Below are 22,253 nucleotides of genomic sequence, written 5' to 3'. Positions count from 1 at the left end.
GCTGCTATTTCGCTACGGGGAAAATCTGCGCCGAGACGAAGTAACGCTCGCCGTCGCGTTCCACAATCAGTTCCGGCGCCCACTGTTCAATTTCTTTTTTCTTGTTATCAGATAACGATTCAAACTTCTGATAACCGTATTGATTTTCCAGCGGCGGACGCAGTACACCTTCGGTTACCAGTTTCTGAAAACGTAGCGGCGTCACGTAGTCTGTGTAACCGTAAGATCCCGGCAGACGATAACGTAACACCTCTGACCAGTTCACATACACAAACGCGATATGCTCATCCTGGAATTTCTTTTTGATTGCTTCAGCCGGTTTCATCTTGAGTTGTTTCGCAGGTAACTCAGGATTTGCTTCCGCCGTCCACTGCTGGAAAATATCTTCATCGAAGACCGTGTTGTAGATCACCGGGAACTCGGCGTTGAAGACCTTCGCTTCTCCCACAAATAACACGACCTGGTCAGGGTCGAGCTTCATCTGATTCAGTAACTCAATTTCAGGAGCCGTCAGATTGCCTGTGAACTTTCGCGCGTAAGCGAAGTCATCCAGGTACGCGTTATTACCTCCCAGACCACTGGTGACGATACAGAGATTGAACATCACAGCAAACAGCACCGCGACAGTCACACCAGAACGCCAGAGCAGTTTCGAACTCCACGTCGCACCAATGCCCGCCAGTACCGCAACCACCGGCAGCATCGGCACCCAGAACCGGTCGATCCGATGTGTCAGGAACCACCAGGAAAAGAATAGAAATCCGATATATATCCAGAGCCAGTACATCAGCCGCCGGTGTTGTCGGTTCAGAAAGGCCAGCGGTGCCAGGCAGAACAGCAGCGGACTGATCCAGTCGCTGGTCATCGTGACATCCAGCAGACTGTCTTTGAACTCATGCAGGCCAATCGGTCGCATGCCGTGCCCGTTTTTCCACTTGGCGTTCAAAGCATCAGTCAGATCGCGTCCGCCAAATACCGAATACAACAACGGATAAACCGGATTGCCGGTCTCCACCAGGTTCTTCAGCAGCCACGGACCAATGGTAATCAGGGTCCCGACTGCGAACAGCACGCCCAGCTTCAATGTCGTAGACCAGCAGACCGATTTATTCTCCCGGAGCAGGAACCAGCTGAAACCGAGCAGCGTCAGTCCCAAAGGAATCACAACCGAAAGCACGCCTGGATATTTACTCGCCATCGCCGAACCGGAGAGCAGGCCCGTGAGTAGCGTAAAGCTCCAGAGTTCGCCCGGCAACCGGGATGTGTCGGCAGTGGATGCGTCCGTTGAGTCGTTCGCGTTCGCTTTCCATTTCTGCAGAACCGCTATCGTCAGGATCAGACTCAGCAGGCTCGCCAGTAGATAAAAGGAGAGTGCTCCCTCAGTATACGCGATGATCGACATCCGGTAAGTCCAGGGATTCGTCAGGAAGACCGTGGCTGCAATCCAGCCTGCTGTCGAACCAAACCAGTGCCGTGCCGTGGTGAAGATTCCCAGCGCGGTAAATAGCGCGAAACTCATCAGTACCAGTTTGCCCGCCTGGGCTCCCGTGAACCAGTCCCCTTTGAGCGTCATCGACAGCAGCGTCACCATCTCGGTCAGAAACGGAAAGCTGGTATACACGTTATGTGGCAGGAAGCTGATATATCCCTGCAGATAATATTCTTTGGGCCCTCCGAAATGATATTCGAGTACATCATAGTCAGTCGAAGGCAGCATCGAACCCAAAAACATGCTCAACACAAACGGGCTCATCAGCAGACAGCAGCCCACGCGGAACAGTGTGTCGACCGTGATCGCTTCCGGCAGCGCCAGCTTCAAAGAACCCAGCGAGCCCGTTTTCTGTTTCGTTTCCTGTAGCGCCGAGGCTACGCCTGCGATCGCGGTGAATATCAGTACGGCGTAACAGAGACCCTGGGAGAGAATGCCCATCAGGCCCCCTCCCAGTGTCAGCAGTGTGACGAATGATATTCCCAGGCCCGCGGCGAAGACCGTCCGTTCGGCAGTGAAGGGGGCCAGCGGTACGCGGATCAACCTTGTTACGAGTTGTCCCAGTCCCCAGGCGCCCAGCAGAATGATCGACGCGACTCCGATCAACGGAATCCGCTGCGGAAAATAAGCCCAGCCAGCAGGATGCGGATTCTCTTCGGGCAGCGGATCGACCAGATCCAGCAGCAGGAAAGGCATCTCGGGCACGATATACCAGCGGTCGATCTCCCTGTTATTCGTCAGTGGAACGGACAGGTAGATCAGAAAAAACAGCAGCAGCCAGACCAGGGCCCCGTTCAGGAACAGCGGGGAATCTTTCTCCAGTGACTCCAGCGGTCTGTCTACAGATGGCTTATTCATTGGCAGTAATCAGTGTCTTCAACGAAATTAAAAATCGGGTCTTTTCAAAATCAGGTGCGGCGTTTCCAGTCGAAACCGATATCCAGCGAGATGACAGAGTGAGTCAACGCACCCACGCTGATCCGTTCCACTCCCGTCTCCGCAGCGGCCCGTACTGTTTCCAGGTTAATCCCCCCCGATGCTTCCAGCAGCGTCGCGGGTGACTGGGCATCACGCATCTGGATCGCCTCCCGCATGGTCTCGGGTGACATGTTATCCAGCAGTACGATCTCAGGCTTCCCTTCAAGAGCATCGGCCAACTGTTCGAGCGTGTCGACTTCGACCTCCACTCCCTTTTCCCCGTTCACCGATTCCCGCGCCTGTTGCACCGCAGCAGCGATGGTGGGATGCGAATTGCGGCTGGCCCAGGCCGCCAGGTGATTATCTTTAATCAGGATCCCGTCATACAGGCCCATCCGGTGATTCGTTCCCCCGCCGGCTGCGACCGCATATTTTTCCAGTACCCGCCAGCCGGGCAGCGTTTTCCGCGTGTCCAGAATACAGGCCCGGGTTCCCTCAATGGCTTTCACGTACTCCGCTGTCTGTGAAGCTACGCCGCACAGATGTGTCAGAAAGTTCAAGACGGTGCGTTCCCCAGTCAACAAAGATGCCAGGGGCCCGGCACACGTTGAAATAACGGATCCCGGTTCCAGGGCAGCGCCATCAGCCAGATGATGCTCGCAGGTCACTCGCGGATCGAGTTCTGCAAAAATCAGTGAGGTAATCGGAGAGCCAGCCAGGATTCCACTCTGGCGGGCGACAATCTGAATCTCGGCCTGGTCGGTATCTTCAATCAGGGCCTGACAGGTCAGGTCGCCGGTCTCCTGGAGATCTTCTGCCAGGCTCAATTTGATGAGGGTAAGGGCTGCTGCCTCGTGGGGCTGTGTAAAGGGAACTGTCACGTGCGCATCTCTGTATTCGGGGGTCTGGGAACGCGCCGATTCAAGGGCATTCCGATTCTGAATCCAGCATCTGACTAACATCAGACGTAGAATTAAACGATAATAGCTATAAGTACTTATCGTATCATAGCAGTCTGCAGTTTGACATGTAATCGGGAGAAGCACATGATTATCGGAGTCCCTCGTGAAATCAAGCAGGACGAGTACCGCGTCGCCCTGATTCCGGTTGGAGCCGAGGAATTGACGGCCGCCGGGCATACCGTCCTGGTCGAACGGGGAGCCGGGCAGGGGAGTGGGATTCCCGATGAACTCTACGAAGAAAACGGGGCCGAAATCGTCGAAACGGCTCAAGAAATCTTCTCCCGCGCCGACATGATTATCAAAGTCAAAGAGCCGCAGCCCTCCGAATGGCCCCTGCTCAGACCGAGCCAGATCCTGTTTACCTACTTCCACTTCGCCGCCGACGAAAAACTCACCCGCGGCTTTCTGGAAACGGGCGCCACCGCCGTCGCTTACGAAACGCTTGAGGGGAAAAACGGCCAGCTCCCGCTGTTGACTCCCATGAGTGAAGTCGCCGGACGCATGAGCATTCAGGAAGGCGCCAAGTATCTGGAACGCCCCCAGTTGGGACGCGGCATTCTGCTGGGAGGCGTACCGGGAGTCCCGCCGGCGCACATCCTGATTCTGGGCGGAGGTGTGGTCGGCAAGAACGCGGCCCAGATCGCAGCCGGCTTTCAGGCGGACGTCGTTATTCTGGATATCAGCGTAGATCGTCTGCGTTACCTCGAAGATATCATGCCTGCCAACGTGAATACGCTTTACAGCGACAAACACAACATCCGCGAGCAACTCGAGCTGGCGGACCTGGTGATCGGAGCCGTCCTGATCCCAGGCGCCCGGGCTCCGATGCTCGTTCCCCAGTCTGCTTTGAAGATGATGAAGCCGGGCGCGGTGTTGATTGATGTCGCCGTCGATCAGGGAGGCTGTATCGAAACATCCCGGCCGACGACGCACTCGGATCCCACTTTCGTCGTGGATGGCGTCGTGCATTACTGTGTCGCCAACATGCCTGGCGCCGTGGGACGTACCAGCACTTATGCCCTGTGTAACGTCACGCTCCCGTATGCACTCAGACTGGCGAACCAGGGACTGGAAGCCGCCTGTGGGCAGGACCGCGGATTGTTGTCTGCGGTCAACGTGCACAACGGACAGGTGACCAACCGCGCAGTCGCCGCCACCTTTGGTCTGGAATACCACGAGTTTTGTGTCTGACGAAAACGCAGAGCCGTGACTTCGTTGATCCCGTCGAGTGACATGCCCCACTGAAAATCTGCGCCGCTCCTCTGAACAGATTGAACTTGAACCGCGCATCCCGAAGCGTATGCTGGTTCCCTTCTGGCTCGCGCGCGAGACGGGTGCAGCGTGCACTGCATGCAGGCGCACCACTGACGAAACAGCACCTGAATCTGAGTGGCTTTTCACCTGATGCTTACTGGAGTATTTCGAACCGGTTCGCGATGTTCGGTCTCCGCTGTTCAGGGCAGACTGAGACACAAACCGGTCAGACCAGGACAAAATCTGGGACAGACGTGGACAAAATCCGGTCACAACGGGACAAAATTCTGTCTTGACCCGCCGGTGCCGTTCAACACAATCAGTATCGCTCCTCAAGCAGCACCCAGAGACAGCAGGCGTGAGACGGTCTGCCTCACCACAGTCCACATGCTTTAATTCATAATGGGAGTTCATATGACACATCCTCATGAGCGGCAAGGCGTCAGCCGCCGGTAACACGGGGTGACGCGGACAACAGAACCGGTGGCTAGCGCCATTCCGCTCACAGCATCGGGTGGGCCCGAATGCAATTCGGGCCGAGCGCAGCGAGCAGGAAACTGACTGTGGAGACGAAATACCCAGAACCTGAATCCGATTTCCATCAATGTAGGGGAGGACCCGTGTGTCCTCCCGCCTGTTGACTTCCAACATCAACAAGACTTCCAAGGGAAACATGATCCGTGACTCGAAATCCGAAAAACGAATCCGGCATTTTACTGATTAGCCACATGAGCCCGTAGATGAAAATAGAGAAGTGGTGGATAGATGCACTTCTGGAGGAATTTCAACAGGAGGAGTGATTCCAGCCGATGCCTGGCATTTGACTATGAGATAAAAAAGAGAGGTGGAGCTTTCGCTCACACCTCTCCGTCTCTCATTATTCCAATTGCCAGGCGATTGCTTAGATCAGCGGTCCTGACCAGTCTGCGAAGAGGTCATCCACTTCTTCGCCTGCGGTTTCCAGTTCGAAGCCGGCGTTCAGATCCTTTTCGTCTTCGAATTCGAAGCCAAGGTCATATCCGTCTGATTCGAAACTGTCGAAGTCGTTGGTCAGCAGCTGATCCGTCTCGTAAGAGTTATCGAGCAGCGAACCAACCAGCTGATCCAGTCCGCTGGACTGATCCAGGTTCAGTACCGAATCCTGTACGGTAAGCGAGGTGTAACCCCAGTCCGAAGCAGTTTCGACGGATGTTGGCTCGGATGCCGGCTCCAGTGCAGGTGCGGGAGCAACCCCAACAGACTGCTTGGTGCGAGTGGTTGCAGCCGGAGCATCAACCACAGGTGCTGAGGTCATCAGCGGAGTCGGATCGAGTCCAGCACCAGTCAATGGAGCCGACAGCGGGCTGATTACGGCTCCTGCGGCGTCTGCATAGGCAGCTTGCAGGATGCGAACATCCAGGGTTGAGATCGACTTCCGAACCGATGGGTCGAGGAATTCGCCCATGAGGTCCTCCGGATAGAAGTTCTCATCGATGTGCAGGCCGTCGTCGGTCAGCGGTGCAATCAGATCCCAGCTGACAAACTGAACCTGGCCGGAGCCGCTGGTTTCAATATGGTCGGCGTAGGCAGAATAGCCCGTCGTGAAGCCGGCTGCGTGACCGATTTCGTGCAGCAGGACGGTATACAGGTCGTAGTGTCCGTCGGCTGCAGAACCGGAGATCGCTTCCCCATTGCTGTCGAAGGAGAGCCCTTCGATAGACGAGTACCAGCCGAGGCCGGCAGCATCGTCGTCAATGTAAATGCGTCCCTTGACGGGAATCCCGTTTTCGTCAAGCTCCAGGATATGGCCTTCACCCAGTTGCTGACCACCCAGGTCGGTAACCACGACCTGAACTGACAGGTTCTGGTTTCCGGTAGCGGTCTTCCATTCGTCAACGGCAGCGTTGATCAGGTCATTCAGTGAGTCATCCCCGTCTGTGGTGATGGAGGAACCATACCATTCCTGTGGGAAGTTCGGCGGGAAGACAACCGACTGACCGCTGGCTTTGGAACGGTTGTAGTTCATTGCCAGGAAGGTCAGGTCCTTGAAGTTGATCTGGCCGCTCTTGTCGAAGTCGAGTGACCAGGCCAGCCCGGAGGAGGCGTTGACCACTGACGTTCCATAGAAGGTTGAGAACTTGAGCAGATCCTTGAAGTCGATGACACCACTGTCATCCAGGTCAAACGGGACAGCCCACAGATCGGTGGTCGGTGCAGTCGCCACTGATGCGGTCACTGCACCGGTACCTGCCACATCCAGTTGAGCGTTGATCACGCGGATGCCCAGGTTGTGAGGTCCGAGGAAGCCGGCGACGGTATCGATGGCAACGCCATCATCGGCCAGCGATTCAAACTTCACGCGGGCCAGCAGAACCTGCTTGCTGGACCCCAGTGTGCCCACGCCGTTCTGACCGCTGATGCCCGATACGATGCCGGTCTGGTCATCGATGCTGGACGAGCTGCTGCTGCCGAATGCGGAACCGAAGTCGATGGCGGTCGCAGTAAAGAAGTCCGTGTTGTATTCCAGGTCAAACGAACCGCCGGTGATACCGGAGCCGTCTGTGGTGGTACCCCAGACTTCAACCCAGAAACTGTCCCATTCATCAACCCAATCTTCGCTTTCCGGTACGGAACCGGTTTCGCCGTTCGCATCAGTAGTTGTCTGTGATTTCACGATCGAAGTACTGATGGTGGTATTGGGAGAAGCAGTTCCCGTCAATGGCGGGCCGGAGGGATCCAGAATCGTTCCCGTCGCGGTAGTCGAGGGGAAGAATTCCAGAATCTGCAGACCGCTGAAGGTGTCAGCAACGAATGCCAGGGTGCCGTTCACGAACAGGCTGCGGGCACTGCTGGGCGTATTAAATGTGTTGATCAGAATCGGGCTGGTCGGATTCGTGATGTCAACCACCTGCAGGCCGGAGGCTCCATCGGCCACATAGGCGAAGTTGCCGTCTACCTGGACACCCGTGGCGACGCCAGGAGTATTCAGTGTACCCACAATTGAGGCGGTGGCGGGGGTCGAGATGTCAATCACCTGCAGACCGCCTTCACGGTTCGCTACAAAGGCGTAGTTTCCAACTACATCCAGGCCGATCGCAGCTCCACCCGGAGTCAGAACATTTTTGATCAGGGTGGGGTTGGATGAGTCTGTGACGTTGACAATCTGCAGCCCGTTATTTCCATCGGTGAGGTAGGCTATGTTGCCAATGACTTCGACGCCCCCTGCCAGACCGCCGGGAGTAGAGACTCCAAAGCTTCCCAGAATGGATGGTGAGGCCGGGTTGGTGACATCGACGATCTGCAGACCGCCACCATTTCCACTGTCGTCTGCGACATAGGCCAGATTACCGATGACCTGGACGCCGCGGGCTCGAGCGGGAGTGGCGATACTGCCGACGAAGACCGGAGCAGCCGGGTTCGCAATGTTGATGATCTGCAGTCCTGCTTCACCAACCGCCAGGTATGCCAGGTTGCCGACTACATCGATCGCCTGGGCGATGCCCTGGTTGTTGAAGTCAAACTCACCAACATGGAAAGGAGCAGCCGGGTTGGCAATGTTGTAGATCTGCAGGCCGCCATCGCGGTCTGCCACATAAGCGTAGTTACCGACAACATCCACGGCGACTGCAGCGTCAGAAGTGGCGACACTGCTGAGCGACTCGACACTGGTCAGGAAGACGGCACGTCCATTTGGAACCAGATTGTCCAGGATGACCTCGAACGTTTCCGGGCTTTCGGTGAAGATATCGTTGAACACAGTGATGTTCAGCGGAACCTGCGTCACGCCGGGGCCGAAGGTCAGAGTCTGGCCAGAGATTCCCTGGTAGTCATCCGGGGATGTGGCTGTTCCGTCGATGGTTGAAGCATCCACGGTAATCGCTACGTCAACCGGGTTAGACAACTCGACCAGGAACTGGAACGGACTGTGGTTTTCGGTGTCGATGACTGGAGTGATTGACAGTTTCGCGGAGTCGTTATCCCGGATGTGTCCCTGGTCGGTTCCGTTAATGATCGAAACATTGCGAAGGGCAGCGTCCAGGTTGGCCAGAATGGTGGAGAAGAACTCATCACCTTCTACGAGATTGTCATCATTGACGGTGATCGTGAAGTTCTGAGTCAGGGCACCATTCGGAGTGAAGTTCAGGATGATTGGAGTGAGTGGATCAACGGCGTTGTAGTCGCTGTCGGTGATCAGTCCCGTCCCATGCTGAGTGTAAACTTCAACGGAAACGTTAGAATCGACCGGATTCGAGAGAGTCGCGGTGAAGACAAAGTTTCCTTCGGATTCCAGCTTGGAGACGTTGTTGATTGTGACAGTCGCCGAGTCATCATTGATGATCGTACCCGCTGCAGGCAGTCCCAGTGTGACGTTGCGTCCTGACGCATTCAGATTGGTCGCGATGACATTGAAGATTTCGTCCAGTTCGACTTTTTTGTCCTGGGCGATCTGCACGGTGAATGTCTGCTGCCCCGGGACAACGTCGGAATTGGGAGAACCCAGGAATGTATACAGCTGGTTCAGCACCGCAATGTAGTCGTTGTCTGCCACCGTGGCTGTATTGTCCACGGTGGAGAGGAAGAAGCTGACATTCGTGTCGATCGCTTTGGAAATATTCACATTGAAAGTGATATCGGTAGTGCCGGTACCACTGCCTTCATTAACACCGCCGGAGATGACAGGATCAACCGTGATGATAGCCGAGTCATTGTTGCGGATAATACCGGTGGCATCTGCCCCCAGAGTAATTCGGGAGTCGAGCCCGTTGGCATTCAGGTTGTCGATGAACACATTGAAGAGTTCATCCAGTTCCACTTTCTCGTCGGGAGTAATGGTGACGGTGAAGGCCTGGGCACTGGGGACATTATCGGTGTCCGGAGTACCCGTGAAGGTGAAGCTCTGGGTTTTGAATTTGTAGTCATCATCCAGCGACTCATCGGTGGCAATTCCGGAACCGGCGGGTAACGGAGGAGTACCGTCTTTTGTCGTCAGATCGAAGCCAACATCGACTGCAATCGCATTCGAGATGTAGACGTTAAATGTGACCGAGCCCGCTTCTTCGTCGACAAAGACATCGTTGTTGACAAAAGAGATGAACGCGGTGTCCAAATCCTTAATTGTGACATCAGCTGGACCGTCCAGATTGATTCTGCTGTCCAGGCCGTTGGCAGACAGGCTGTCCATCAGAACGTTGAAGATTTCATCCAGCTCCAGTTTGTCGTCATTGGTGATGTTAACGACAAAGGTCTGGACCCCGGGAACCACATCGGTGTCGGGGGTTCCGAGGAAGGTGAAGGTCTGACGATCGGATGAGTAGTCGTCATCGATAAGCTCGTCAGTGGCAGTTCCATCCTGCGTGAACAGATCAAAGCTCACATTTTCTGCAATCGCTTTGTCAATCTGAACGGTCAACAGTGCAATCGCCCCTGCCTGTTCATTGACGGTGATATTGCTGTTGAGGAAGGTGATGTTGGCGGTGTCCAGTTCATCCGTAATTTTCGCCTGTGCCCAGTTGTTGGAATCAGGCTCAGTGATGGGATGGGACAGCGTGATCTTGGAATCGAGACCATTGGCTGCCAGTTGACTCATGAAGACATTGAAGACTTCATCCAGTTCCAGCTTGTCGTCATTGTTGATTGTGATGACAAAATTCTGAATTCCGGTAGCCAGATCTGCATCTGCAGATCCCGCAAAGGTGAACTGTTCCGTTTTCGCTGTGTAGTCGTTGTCGGCAACAGTCGCGTTGCGATCGACGATTGAGGTGCCGTCAGCGGTCGAAACAGAGAAACTGACATCTTTCGCGAGAGTAATTGCTCCGCCTGAACCATCGTCGATCTGAATGTTAAACGTGACAGTGGCACCATCGTCTTCCGTTACACTCAGGTCATCAGAAACAAAGCTGATGACGGCAGTGTCTTCATCGGTAATGGTCACCTGTGCCGGATTTCCTACAGGAGAGCCCAGAGTGATCTTGGACTCCAGTCCGCCAGCGGTCAGGCTGTTCATGTAAAGATTGAAGATTTCATCCAGTTCCAGCTTGTTATCGTCGGTGATGAACACCTGGAAAGTCTGGTCAGCAGCCGGCGTGATGGAGTTGGCGAAAGTGACCAGTTCATTGACACTGGTGTAATCGTCGTCAGTGTTTTCGTCACTGGCGTTGTCGACTACGAGAGATGTACCATCAGCTGAAGTGACAAAGAACTGGACATCATTCTCAACCGCGTTGGAGATATGCACCGTATATTCGACATAGCCGGTGGCGACATCTTCCGCGACGGTCAGATCGGTCTCGACGAAGGTGATTGTAGCTGTGTCGTTATCCACAATCGTGATCGTTGTCTGATCGTAAACTGTCAGTGTTCCACCCAGCCCGTCATCGATGAGGCCGTCGGTCTTGGTACCATTGTCGACAGTATCAATCGTCAGAGTGAATTGTTCATCCAGCTCAACGATATCATCATTGAAAATGGTAAACACGACTTCCGCCGTCAGCTCATTGGCGGCGAAGATGACCTGTGCCGGTGGTGGGGTGGTGAAGTCAATTCCTTCGGTATCTCCGGCCCCGAACAGAAGGTCGACGGTGGTTACCAGCCCGATCTTATCCCGCTCCAGCTCAACGGTAACGGTAGTTGTACCATCTTCATTCAGGCTGTAGGTAGGGGTGTTGAAGAAGACTTCAGGCAAAGCTGTTACCACGATGTCGATCACATCAGTGTCTGTCTGAGAGGGATCACCAAAGAAGTTGCCATTATCATCAGTGGTCATCGTCAGTGATGCGGTCGCTCCCGCGAAGGTTGTACCGTCTGTCGGTGTTGACAGAGGTGTCCACGATACTCCATCCAGGGCTGTGTTGACATCTTCGATCAGACCGGTGATTTCCAGGAAATAGCTGGTGCCATCATCGGTAAGATTGATGGTGACGTTGCTGGTATTGGGGCCTGCAGCCAGTTTGCCTTCAGTCATCAGCGTCGACAGAGTGACCGTGACCATGCCGTCTGTGGCAGGAGAAGTCGGAATCCCCTGGGTACCAAGGAAGGAGTCCTGGTCAGTAACCGTCAGGGCATTTCCGTTGGCAGCCGAGAACACGACCGAGAACCCGGGATCTGTCGTCACAGTGACATTCGGGGAATCCGGAATCGGCGTAGCGTCGAAGTGGTTGATCGGCGGTGCATTGACACCATCGCTCACCAGGATTGTGAAGGATGTCGAACCATCCGTCTGGTTTGGCTGTAACAGATTCCCTGCAAGGTCTTTGACCGCGTTCGAAGTCGAATTGTCAACATCAATCGTATAGAGCGTGTCCATTCCAAAGACACCGGCGATGGATGTGAAGATGACTTCGTCAGTGTTGCGGTTGTAGCTGAAGATGTAATCCAGACCTTCTTCCAGCGTGCGGGTAGAAGTGCTTGTCCGTGCAGTCAGAGTGAACTGCAGTGAATTCACCAGGCTATCGTCAATGCCGATGCCTGAATCTTTCAGCTTCACGATCATCGTTGTGAACAGCTCGGGGTTGGTGATGTAAACTGCGTTGGGATCGCTGTTCTGGTCAACGCCGTCGACATCATTATCTTCGGGTAACGAGATAATCGCAGTCGGGCCGACAAAGTCAGCTCGTTCAATCGCTCCGCGGTCCTTGAAGATGTTGGAACCTAAACCAGGGGGCGGAGTTTGAGTTGGGTCGTCAACGCGTAACTGCCCGAACGCATCATATGTCGGAGCAAAGATATCCGAGTTGGGCATCCCGATAGAGTCTTTGACGTTTACGAAATCAGGTCGATCGGCCAGACTGTTTAAAGAACTGTCGATGGCCTTGCTGTTGTCTGCGAGATAGTAATTTCCTTTGGATGGATTCACAAACAGAGGATCACTGGCTCCCAGCTGGATCGAATTCGTTCCAGCGGTGCCAATCGCAGTATTACCTTTGAAGACGTTAGCACCGACAACATTCGGAATACCCCCCGATGATTGCAGGTCGATCGCCGTAGAAGTATTTGCAACAATATTGTTCAGGATGGTTGTCGTCGCATAATTTTCGACGAGGATCCCTTGGCCGGCTGCCCCCACTGCGATCTGACCAATCAGGTCGGCTGTCATCGTGTTGAAGAAATTGGTGGGATCGAGCAGGAAGTTGTTGATGTCAAAGAGCTGACCGCCGGTCGAGGTGGCGAAAGTACCATACGTGCTGGCCGTGTTAAAGAATAACGGATCTGCAATCGCATAGAACAATGAGTTCGTTGTAAGCAGGGCAGCCTGGGCATCAATGGCGGCTTGCGTGGTACTGTCGTCATCCTCGTTAGTGAGAAGAATCGGGACGATGCGGGAACCTGGTCGGTAGTTGAACGTTGTAGGGCCAGCATCAGGATCAAAGAGGTTCAGGGCTTCCAGGATGGCATCACTGCCGCGTTCGGTAGCTCCCGTAATGGGAATTGTCTGGAACGGGCTTCCAGGGGCAGTAAACGTGGCAAAGTCAACAATATCCTGTACCTGGGTTGGATCATCACTGAAACCGACAGGGCTAGGCATCAAAACGAGCCCGTACTGGGCATCAATACCTGCTGCCTGCATCTGTGAGTTAAAGTTGAGCAATTGCGCCTGTACGTTCGCAATCGCCGGTCCCATACTGCCCGAAATATCGATGATGAACACCACGTCAATTTGAGCTGAAGACTGTGTGACGGTGACGTTGGCCCCGGACAGGGTGTTATTAACAACCTTCGTGTAGGAAACTGCTGCCGGGTTGTTTTGAGTGCTGCTGTTCGTATCGCCACTCACACGGATACCACCGAGTCCGTTAGTGAACTCAGTGACCACGTTGTTCTGAATGGTCACACCCGGAGCGAAGCCGAGGCCCCCATTGAAGAAGTCATTCAGTTCCGGAACGTTAATCACGCCCCCAGCCTGAGAACGGGCACTCACACCGCCGTTGGGACCAGCTGCAACAGATTCACGCTGACCGGCATCAATGTTGATACCATATTCGGAAGCACTGGAGATCGAGTTGGATTCAATCGAAATATGACCCTGCTGACGGGCCAGATTCCGATCGCCCTGCTGTGCGTTGATTGTCGTGTCAGTGAGGTCAACGACCTCTCGCACGAGCCGGTCATTGGTGTCGAACTGCGTAGAGATTGTCAGGTCAGGTAATTGACCATTGGGCGGTGCTGCGTATTCCGTTCCACGTCGGATTTCCAATTGATACCCACCCGAGAGAAGCTGAGTAGGCGCACCGAATGTTGGATTCTGAGGCAGGTTGAAGAAGGCGGTCTGATCAGCCTGGGCTCCCGTGACCATTTCCCCACGCTCTGCGAAACCGATGATGATGTCATCGATATAGAACCCTTCAAAGTTATTATTCTGTGCCTGGCGGTTGCCGTCCGGATCTCCGAAGAGGTCTCCCGGCAATAAGCTTGACAGTGATGAATCATTGGCACTGGCTAAAATCGAGCTTTCATCCAATACCAGGAATGTGGGGGCTTCCAGCATTTCACCCAGGGAGACCAGTCCCTCTGTTTGTGATTCTGGTGCCTGCAGGGGATAAGTATCAGCGGCTCCCAGATCGACATCATAACCGAGATCTGCCAGGCTTCCGATGGTGATCGTGCTGATGGGCATATTTACCCCGGCAGGCTCCGCGTATCCGGTCATCAGTTCCGTGTCCAGATCTGATTCACGCCAGTGAGAACCAAAGGTGCCTGGACCACCCGTGTTGGCTACAGGAATGTCTGACAGGCTGGTACCCAGTAGAGCATTGTATTGAGTGACCCCTTCTGTACCAGTATAGCGCGGGTCTGATGTACCAAGATCGGTAACCAGCCCCAGATCATCCCAGATCGTTCCAATACCGAGCACGTGGCCCATTTCGTGCAGGATCACGTCAAACAGTCGACCGCTGGCTTCCATGTCCGCAATATCAGCACTGTCGAACTGCATAATTCCAGATGAGGGAATGAATGTCCCCGGCCGTACAGAAGTTGGACCTGCTTGTCCGAGAATTCCCCCGACACCATCAATAAAGGGGGCAGTGGCTTCAATGACCAGGTCATCAACGATGCCATAACCCATACCACTCAGATCAACATCGGGAACATCGCCTTGGATAATCTGGCTCCAGCGATAAGCTGCCTGCTGGAAAACGGCCTGTTGGCTGGCAGTCAGACTTGAGTCCGTGAAGAGCACATCGATCTGATAATCAGAGACTGGAGGCGTAATGGGTGAAGAGGTTGTTATATTCTCACCCTCTACTGTACCCGAGGTGCTGAAATCAAATCTGAGTTGCAGAGTGGCATCCCCGGCATAATTACTCAGGTCAATGCGGGCCTGTCGCCAGACACCGGAGTTGTCAAACATTTCCTGAACTTGTTGATTCGCATTTCCAACTCCTTCTCTCTCAGAAACGGTGAGGTAGGAAGACAACTCTCCCGCATTTGGATTTGTAGCGGGGGCTAAGGTCGAATTATTGGTTGCCAGTTCTTCCCAGGTAATACCACCATCGTTAGTGATATAGACACGAGCAGCGTCTCGCATGTTACCTGTGATGGAGTTGGCATTCTCTGTTTCCAGGAAGTAATTGAAGTAGAGCGTCGGCAGATCAGTTCCATTGTAGCCAGCCAGACTGAATTCACCAGAAACCAGAGAGCCATGGGCACCGCCAGCGATATTGTAGTTATCACCGATGTTCGGGTTGGTCGAGAGATCGCGCTGGAAGTTAGAACTGAGGACACCGTACTGCGCATTCGGCTCATAATCGATGTAGTCGTTGGTGGATGAATTATTCTGCAGCCATTGCTCAAAGCCAAAGTAGAAACTGGCTCCCCCCTGCTGTTCGCTTTGTTCCAGGCCATTCGGGAAGGTGTCACGGTCATTGCCGCCGACATCTGTTCTGGTTTGGTCAAATGTGTTGTTGATCCCATGTCCGGAATCGGTGTTCCGTCGGAATGTGGGATGCCAGAGATTAAAGTCCAGTGGTGAGAAAGCCAGACCGGTGATACCGGAAGTCCCGACGTTTATGAAGTCGCCACCGCCATTAAAGATATTGATGGTCCCTAATGCCGGATCATCAATTGTGGACAGAAGGCTGCCTGTCGCGGGATCGATGCAATAGAGGTTCCCCGTATTCGTAATACCAAACAGATAATTTTGGAAGGCGCCGTTGTTCAGATTCTGGGGCGCTGCAGTAAGACCCTGCAAGGTACCACTGATTTGTCCGGATAAGTCAACAGCAGTAACATTGTTTACGTCACGTCTCCCCCAGCTTCTGTCGGTAAATGTAATTGTTAGCAGGTAATTATCGTCAGTGACAGCGTAGAGGATACTCTGACTTGCTGATGCATTGATGCCACGGAAAGACATTCCCGTTATGTTACCGTAACCGGTGATATCGCCGATAACAGTGAAAGTATTACGCGGATCGGTTGTGTCAGTCGAACTGGTCCAACGGTTGTCACCTGCATCACCATTCGCCGGATTCGCCTGATAGAGTGTGGTGTTCGCCCCATCATTGACGGCATAGAAGAGGTTATAGGTGGCAACGCCAATTCTCTGGAATGCCAGGGCGCCCACACTGTCAGAGTTTATCTGGACGGGATCAGTTGCACCTGTATTGGGAATACTGGGGATGCCGTCATTATTGGAAGAAATCGTGCCGGCATTACCGGGGTCAATTTCCCGGTAACGACCAACGGTGTTACCGACACCGCCCAGACTTTCGTAGCTGAAGAGACGACCGTCTGAACGAATCGTAATATCTGAAGTGTTATCGTTCCCCCCTGTGGAAAGCGCGCCGACATCAATGGTCGCATTCGCTCCGGGATATAACTCAGCAACACGGCCATCGTAAGGATCCACAATACGTAGGCGATCATTCTGTGAAACGTACAGGTTCACGTCTTCCAGCGTGAAAGCTGTGACATTAGTCGACAGAGTGGTCTCATTCGAAATATCAAAGATGCTGCTGGTGGTGGGGGGCACAACATAAGTCGAGCCAGCCAGCGAATTGCCGGAAGTATATCCACTGAAACCGATATGATCTTCAACAATGCGTTGGACGGAACTGACCGGTTCCAGGCGGATTTGAGAGTTTAATGCGCCAGAGACAAAGGTTGCATTCAGAGCTTGTGGCAGACGGGCATTGGATGAAATCGCGACGTGATAGCGGAATGTGCTGCCGGGAGTTGCTGAAGGCAGTTGCACAGTGCCAATGTACGGATCCAGTTTCCCGAAGCTGCCAGCGGCCAGGTTCTCGGTGTCACCGTCTGCTTGATCATCTTGAATGTCTGAGTCGCGGCTGACCAGAATCAGACGCCCCTGATCGTCAAAGACGGAGAGCGTAGTATCGCCACGTGATAAGCCATCGGCGTAATCGATATCAAAGATGGCGGCAAAGGTTTTACCGCCGTCGCTACGACCACCGATGACCTGGATCAGGTCGTAGCCCATCTCGAAAGTATACCAGTCGACATCAGAGCCGCTGGACAGTGAGCCGGATACCGAAAGCGTATTGCGATCGCTGGTCAGCAGGTTCCCCAAGCCTTGAGCGTTATCAATCGATTCGTTATTCGCGGCTTTTTCGGATGATTCACCCAACAGCGGCGAATGGGCTGGTTGACCAAGTACCTCGACCCCATTAGTGGGGTAGCGGATATCTGCATAACGGACTGTGGAACCAGGTTTCTCATCAACCTGTCTCAGGCGAACCTGTAGCTGGTATTGTCCCGATGTCTGGCCGCCTTCCAGGTTGGCTTCATCGCCGGCGACAGGTTGACTGCGTACTCGGATAAAGAAGGTACCAGTAGCACCCGCAGACCCAGGCAGAATGACACTGAAGCCTGCATCGTTGATGTTCTGGGAATAAAAGTCTCCCAGGAGATGAGCAGTCTGATTTAGAGGTTCTGCCAGACCACTAAGTGTCAAATCGTCAAACGAGTTGAGTGAACGAGCCAGTACATTCCCGTAGAGATCCACCAGCTCGACCATGGTATCCAGAGCGGAAGAGGTCCGATCAATGTCAATCCAGATACGGGTTCCAGCAGTCCCCGTGAAACTGTAAACATCAACATCGTCCGGTGCGTCGGCACTGATATTACCATGAACGTTAAAGCCCAGTGCGCGATTCTCGTCTCCGCTGATTTCATCCGGTGCCAGGATTCCCAGATTTTGAGCGAAGCCAGGGTTGCTGTTGGTATCGACCCCGCCTGTGTTATTGCCTTCGGTTTCAAAACGTTCTACGACGTTCCGATCATTGCTGTAGCGGTCCAGCCGGATACTGCGCCAGTCACCTGCGGAAGGGGTGGAGGCATCTCCGTCATTGTTGGTGTCAGTCTGGGGGAGACCGGCGGGAGTGAAACTGGCTCCGGCTGTATCATCTGCCAGCGATGTCAGAATTACAGGGAAGCCAGGCTGTCCAATGATCTGGACAGTACCACCGATTCGATCTTCGATGTCAAGTGGTACACCGTCGGCGGTGAAGCCGGCATCAGCGCCGTCCAGCTTGACTACCAGACCTTCATCGAGGTTGCTCTGCAGGCGAATGCCGCTGAAGGTATGGTGCTGGAGAACCTGAATCTCCCCCCGCAGGATATGCACGATATCAGTGTCATCCCAGACGGTTTCTGTATCGAGCAGAGCCGCCCGGACTTCCATACCGTTCAGGCCGTTGTTTTCCATCCGGTTCAGCCGAACCAGTGCACCGTGGTTGTCCGTGTATTGTGTGTACGCTTCGCTAAAGCCCGTTGATCGTCCGTAGTCACCTTTGAACTTGTAATTGAGCGAGTTCGCATCAATGCTGACGACAGTTCCTTCATTATCGCGGAAAATGTTGTCGACAATGATTGGTTGAGCGCCACGTACAAATATTGTGGCGTCATCGTTTGATCCCCGACCATTGCGGTTGGATCCTGTCTGACCGCTGGCGTTGTTTTCCAGAATGCTGTTGGAGATACGAAACTCAGCCTGATGAACTTCGATGGCATTAAAGTTCGCAAAGCCCCCCTCAATCGGAATCAGACCGCCGGCGTTGGTGATCAATGCGTGATCGATGCTTCCGGAAGAAGCTGCATTAAAGATGATGCCCCCCCAGTTGCCGGGGCCGTAAGGCAGGTTCGCCGGGTCTGATGTATCAAAACCGTCATTCGATGTATCAAACGTCGTGCCTGCGCCGTAACGGTCATCGCTGAGTGAGGTAAAGATGATCGGGTTGGCTTCGGTACCTTCTGCAATTAACTGAGCACTGCCACGCTCTGCTTCAATACGTGCACCAGACAGTTTGATCACAGTACCCGGATCGATTTTCAGACGTCCATTGATTGTCGGATTGCCACTCTCGTCCATCTGTCCCCCGGGGGCTCCGTAAATCTGCAGATTTTCAGTGACGACGTGAGTGATTTTGTCATTGAAAATGGCAGGCACATCCAGTTTGTTAATTGTGCTGCCATAAGGGGTGTTGATGCGAACAAACAGTCCGTTCACCGAGTTGTTTGCGATATTGTTGTCGAAGATCTCCAGACCATGCCGGTCCATGACAAACGAGCCATTGGTGAACTGACTGTCTTCGAAACTGCGTGGATCAGCAGAGATGGCAGAGTCGGCACTGAAAGTGATTGAGTTCTGCCAGATCGTGGGGCGGGCAGATTCAGCATGGATAGCTGAAAAGACCTGCTGAACCGAGTTCACAAACACACTACCCCCACCATAACTGATGTTGGCATTGTTGACCGAGTTCAGGAAGATACCCTGATCTTCAAGGCCGGAGTCATCGCGGAATACAATGCCCCCCCAGTCGCCGGGATTGGCACCATCACTCAGACCATCGTCATCGCCGCCAATAGCATCATTGCCATAGGCTGTCAGGTAGACCTGATTTTCGGTCGTACCCAGAATCTGGAGCGCACCCTGGCTGCGATCATCCAGCAGGTTATTCGATCCCACATCGATATTGGCCCTTTGCAGTTTAATCACCGCACCCTCATCGACCATGACCGTAACATCTTTGGGAATGTTAAACGTAGCCCCGTCTTCGAGTGGCTGGAAACTGTCAGTCAGACCGACGAGGTAGGCATCATTGTCTGCAATCGTACTGATGTCACCATCAACTCCGCCATTACCGACAATGCGGACAATCTTCGCTGTCGCGCTGTTACCTGCGGCAAGCAGAGCATCGTCGATATTGGTGTAGGGGTTAGACAGGCTACCATCCGCGGGGCCTGCTGACTGAGTCGCTTTATCGACGAAGATGGTCTCACCTGACTGGAACCAGAAGTCAAATACACCACCAGGTGTCCCATCGGCGTCTCCATCCAGAGCTACGCCTGTGGAATCCACCATGAAGGTGTTCGCCATGGGATCTGGGGTGAAGTTGATGTCCAGCGAGTACAAGCCATCGGTCCGCCCGCCGTAGCCGGAATCAGCCACATTAGGATCAAAATCGATGTTCCCGACGCTGGTGACCGCCAGATAGTAATTACCTGCTTCCAGTTCCAGATCCAGAAACGCATCTTCGCCAAAGAAATCGTCATTCCGAGCGATGATTTCACGGACTCCAAGTGAAGTTTCCTTATACAGAGTCAGCACGCTGTCCAGAAAACTTTTTGTTGGCAAACGATCTGCAGTGATTTCTGCAGTGAATCGACCTGCAGTTGCTAACTCAAACTTGTGAAGATCAATATCATTGGCAAGAGCAGGGTGTATGCGGTTGATGTGAGTAATGTCAAAATTTGAGGGGAAAATCGGCTCTCCCGCTACTGTCCCGCCGACATCTCCACCGGAGGACCCCATGACCGAGGGGAGGTCGTATGAGTGACCTAAGCCCAGTGTGTGTCCAATTTCATGAAAGGCGGTACCGAACCAGCCCCCCCCATAGGGACTGTCACCCCAGTCGAGCGCGCCATTCATAATGGCCATGCTTCCACTGGCGATCCCCCCCACTGCTAATGGTGGAGTGCCTGGGTCGAGAACACGGATGTCACCAGTTACGATGGCGGTACCACTATTTGCGGTTTCCTGAACTTCGATCCCAGTGAGGAAGCTGTAGAGTTCGTAAATTTCGCGAGTACGCTGCTTTTGATTTTCCGTAATCTCGTTATATAGTGGATTACCATACAAATCATTCCCATAGAAGTCTGGGAAATAAAATTGAATTGTAGGAATTGCTGACGGAGCCGAGGGTGTTGTACCAGTCGCGTTTGATTCAATGTGTTGCTCAATCGTAATTTCGCGGTGACCAGGTTCGTCATTCCCACCGGGTAATTGTGGCTGCAAAACAGACTGCGGTTGAATCACTCCATTCACCTGGATGGTCTGCGTTCCCAGAACACCGAGGTCTGCATTTGCATCAGCTTCATCAAAGCTGGAATTCACATCGCCAACAGCTACCACGTTGGCGGTAGTGAAATCAGGTGTATTGGATTCGCCGATCCGTAAATGGTAGGTACCGTCTGCGATATCGGCGGCGAAGGTCAGCGTGGCTTTATTCGTAGCAGAATCATAAGTCACACTGTCAGGATTGATGAGTGTATTCGACGATGTATCAATCAACTGATAGAACTGGACGTTTTCTGCAGACGCCAGATCCAGGGTATCTGCATTAAAGTAGACGTCGATCTGATCCTTGGCCTGGGTCAGGCTGCCTGTTCCTCCTCCAGAGACAGGCTGGGGGACAACAGCAACCACTTTCGCACCCAGGTCCAGTTCGAAATCGATGATTTGATCCACGCCGTCCTGAAATGCTTCATTATTCTGATTCAGTAACGGATTTGCGCCGGTTCCCAGAATCGTGATCTGGTAATGATCATCGGGCAAAGATTCAGCGAAGCGGAGAATCACTTCATTCGGATTTTCACCAATGCCGATGTAGCCGGGAGTAATGGGAACTTCGTTGCCGTCTATGAAGGTGCCGTCCAGGCCGCTGCGGACAATCTGAATGGCGCCCAGGGTATCAGGGTTAATCTGTTGTCCGGGGGTGAATTTGAAAGTGAGCTCTGAGGGGGCCTGGTTATAAACCTCTCCATCAGTCAGCGAGAGATCGATGTTCGGCTCGATATTGACGAGCGAAGCACCAGCCAGCAGCGTGCGATCTTCTAACTGTTCCGCTGTGGAGTAAGTACTGACATAACTGCGAAGTTTCTCACGACTTTGTCGTTTTTTTTGACCTCTGCGAAGACAGTTCAGCAAAGAAATTGGTCGGCGAAGATATGACACGAAGAATGGACGGCCCACAACCATAGTTTCAGTCTCTCTAACAAATTGTTACGTGAATCCCAGAAGCGGATTCAAGTCGTTATAGATTGGTCAAATTATTATCAGTACTCACTCAAATATTTACAAATTTAGAAGCTAACCTTTTTGATAATGTGGAATTTTCCAATTATCACACAAATGACAAATAAGCTAAAATAGATAATATGAGTAGTCAATATAAATCTACTCAGTTAAACGCTTATCTCTGTAAAAACAGTTTTTCTGGCTTGGGGCATATTCGAACCGGGAACTATAAGGATCTCCGGAATATAAAGTTATAAGTTTAGAAATAGTAGTTACATAGAGAGAATGAGCCGTTTGGGTGTCAGTTCAGTTTTACTGTATATCACTTATCTGAAAAGATGAACACTCATTTCCTTAAGATTAATTATTCAGACAATTGGCTTTGGGAGGGACGTTTCGA

Annotated in this window: 4 protein-coding genes; 1 reads left to right on the top strand and 3 read right to left on the bottom strand. The window is 53.1% G+C overall.

Going from position 1 to position 22,253, the window contains the following annotated elements:
* Positions 1 to 4 precede the first annotated feature (4 nt).
* Positions 5 to 2,347 (bottom strand): hypothetical protein, encoded by a 2,343-nt coding sequence (locus F1728_RS11110; RefSeq protein WP_155364163.1) that lies wholly within the window; start codon positions 2,345 to 2,347, stop codon positions 5 to 7.
* A gap of 50 nt (positions 2,348 to 2,397) precedes the next feature.
* A complete protein-coding gene (nadC, locus tag F1728_RS11105) occupies positions 2,398 to 3,288 on the bottom strand; it encodes a carboxylating nicotinate-nucleotide diphosphorylase (RefSeq protein WP_228030659.1) in 891 nt (296 codons plus the stop codon).
* Between the two features lie 165 nt (positions 3,289 to 3,453).
* Between nadC and ald the strand changes: the two genes are divergently transcribed.
* Positions 3,454 to 4,560 (top strand): alanine dehydrogenase, encoded by a 1,107-nt coding sequence (gene ald, locus F1728_RS11100; RefSeq protein ID WP_155364161.1) that lies wholly within the window; start codon positions 3,454 to 3,456, stop codon positions 4,558 to 4,560.
* A gap of 964 nt (positions 4,561 to 5,524) precedes the next feature.
* Here the strand turns inward: ald and F1728_RS11095 are convergent.
* The gene (locus F1728_RS11095; protein WP_194242776.1) at positions 5,525 to 21,763 is read right to left on the bottom strand and encodes a Calx-beta domain-containing protein; all 16,239 of its coding nucleotides are present in this window, start codon (positions 21,761 to 21,763) and stop codon (positions 5,525 to 5,527) included.
* Positions 21,764 to 22,253: the final 490 nt, after the last annotated feature.

Source organism: Gimesia benthica, assembly GCF_009720525.1.
GTDB classification, from domain to species: Bacteria; Planctomycetota; Planctomycetia; order Planctomycetales; family Planctomycetaceae; genus Gimesia; species Gimesia benthica.
Note: the sequence above shows the minus strand (reverse complement) of the source record. Positions and strands in the feature narration are given on the sequence as shown.

Coding starts and splice junctions, on each gene's coding strand:
- F1728_RS11110 (WP_155364163.1), bottom strand. CDS start 2,347: ATGAATAAGCCATCTGTAGACAGACCGCTGGAGTCACTGGAGAAAGAT.
- ald (WP_155364161.1), top strand. CDS start 3,454: ATGATTATCGGAGTCCCTCGTGAAATCAAGCAGGACGAGTACCGCGTC.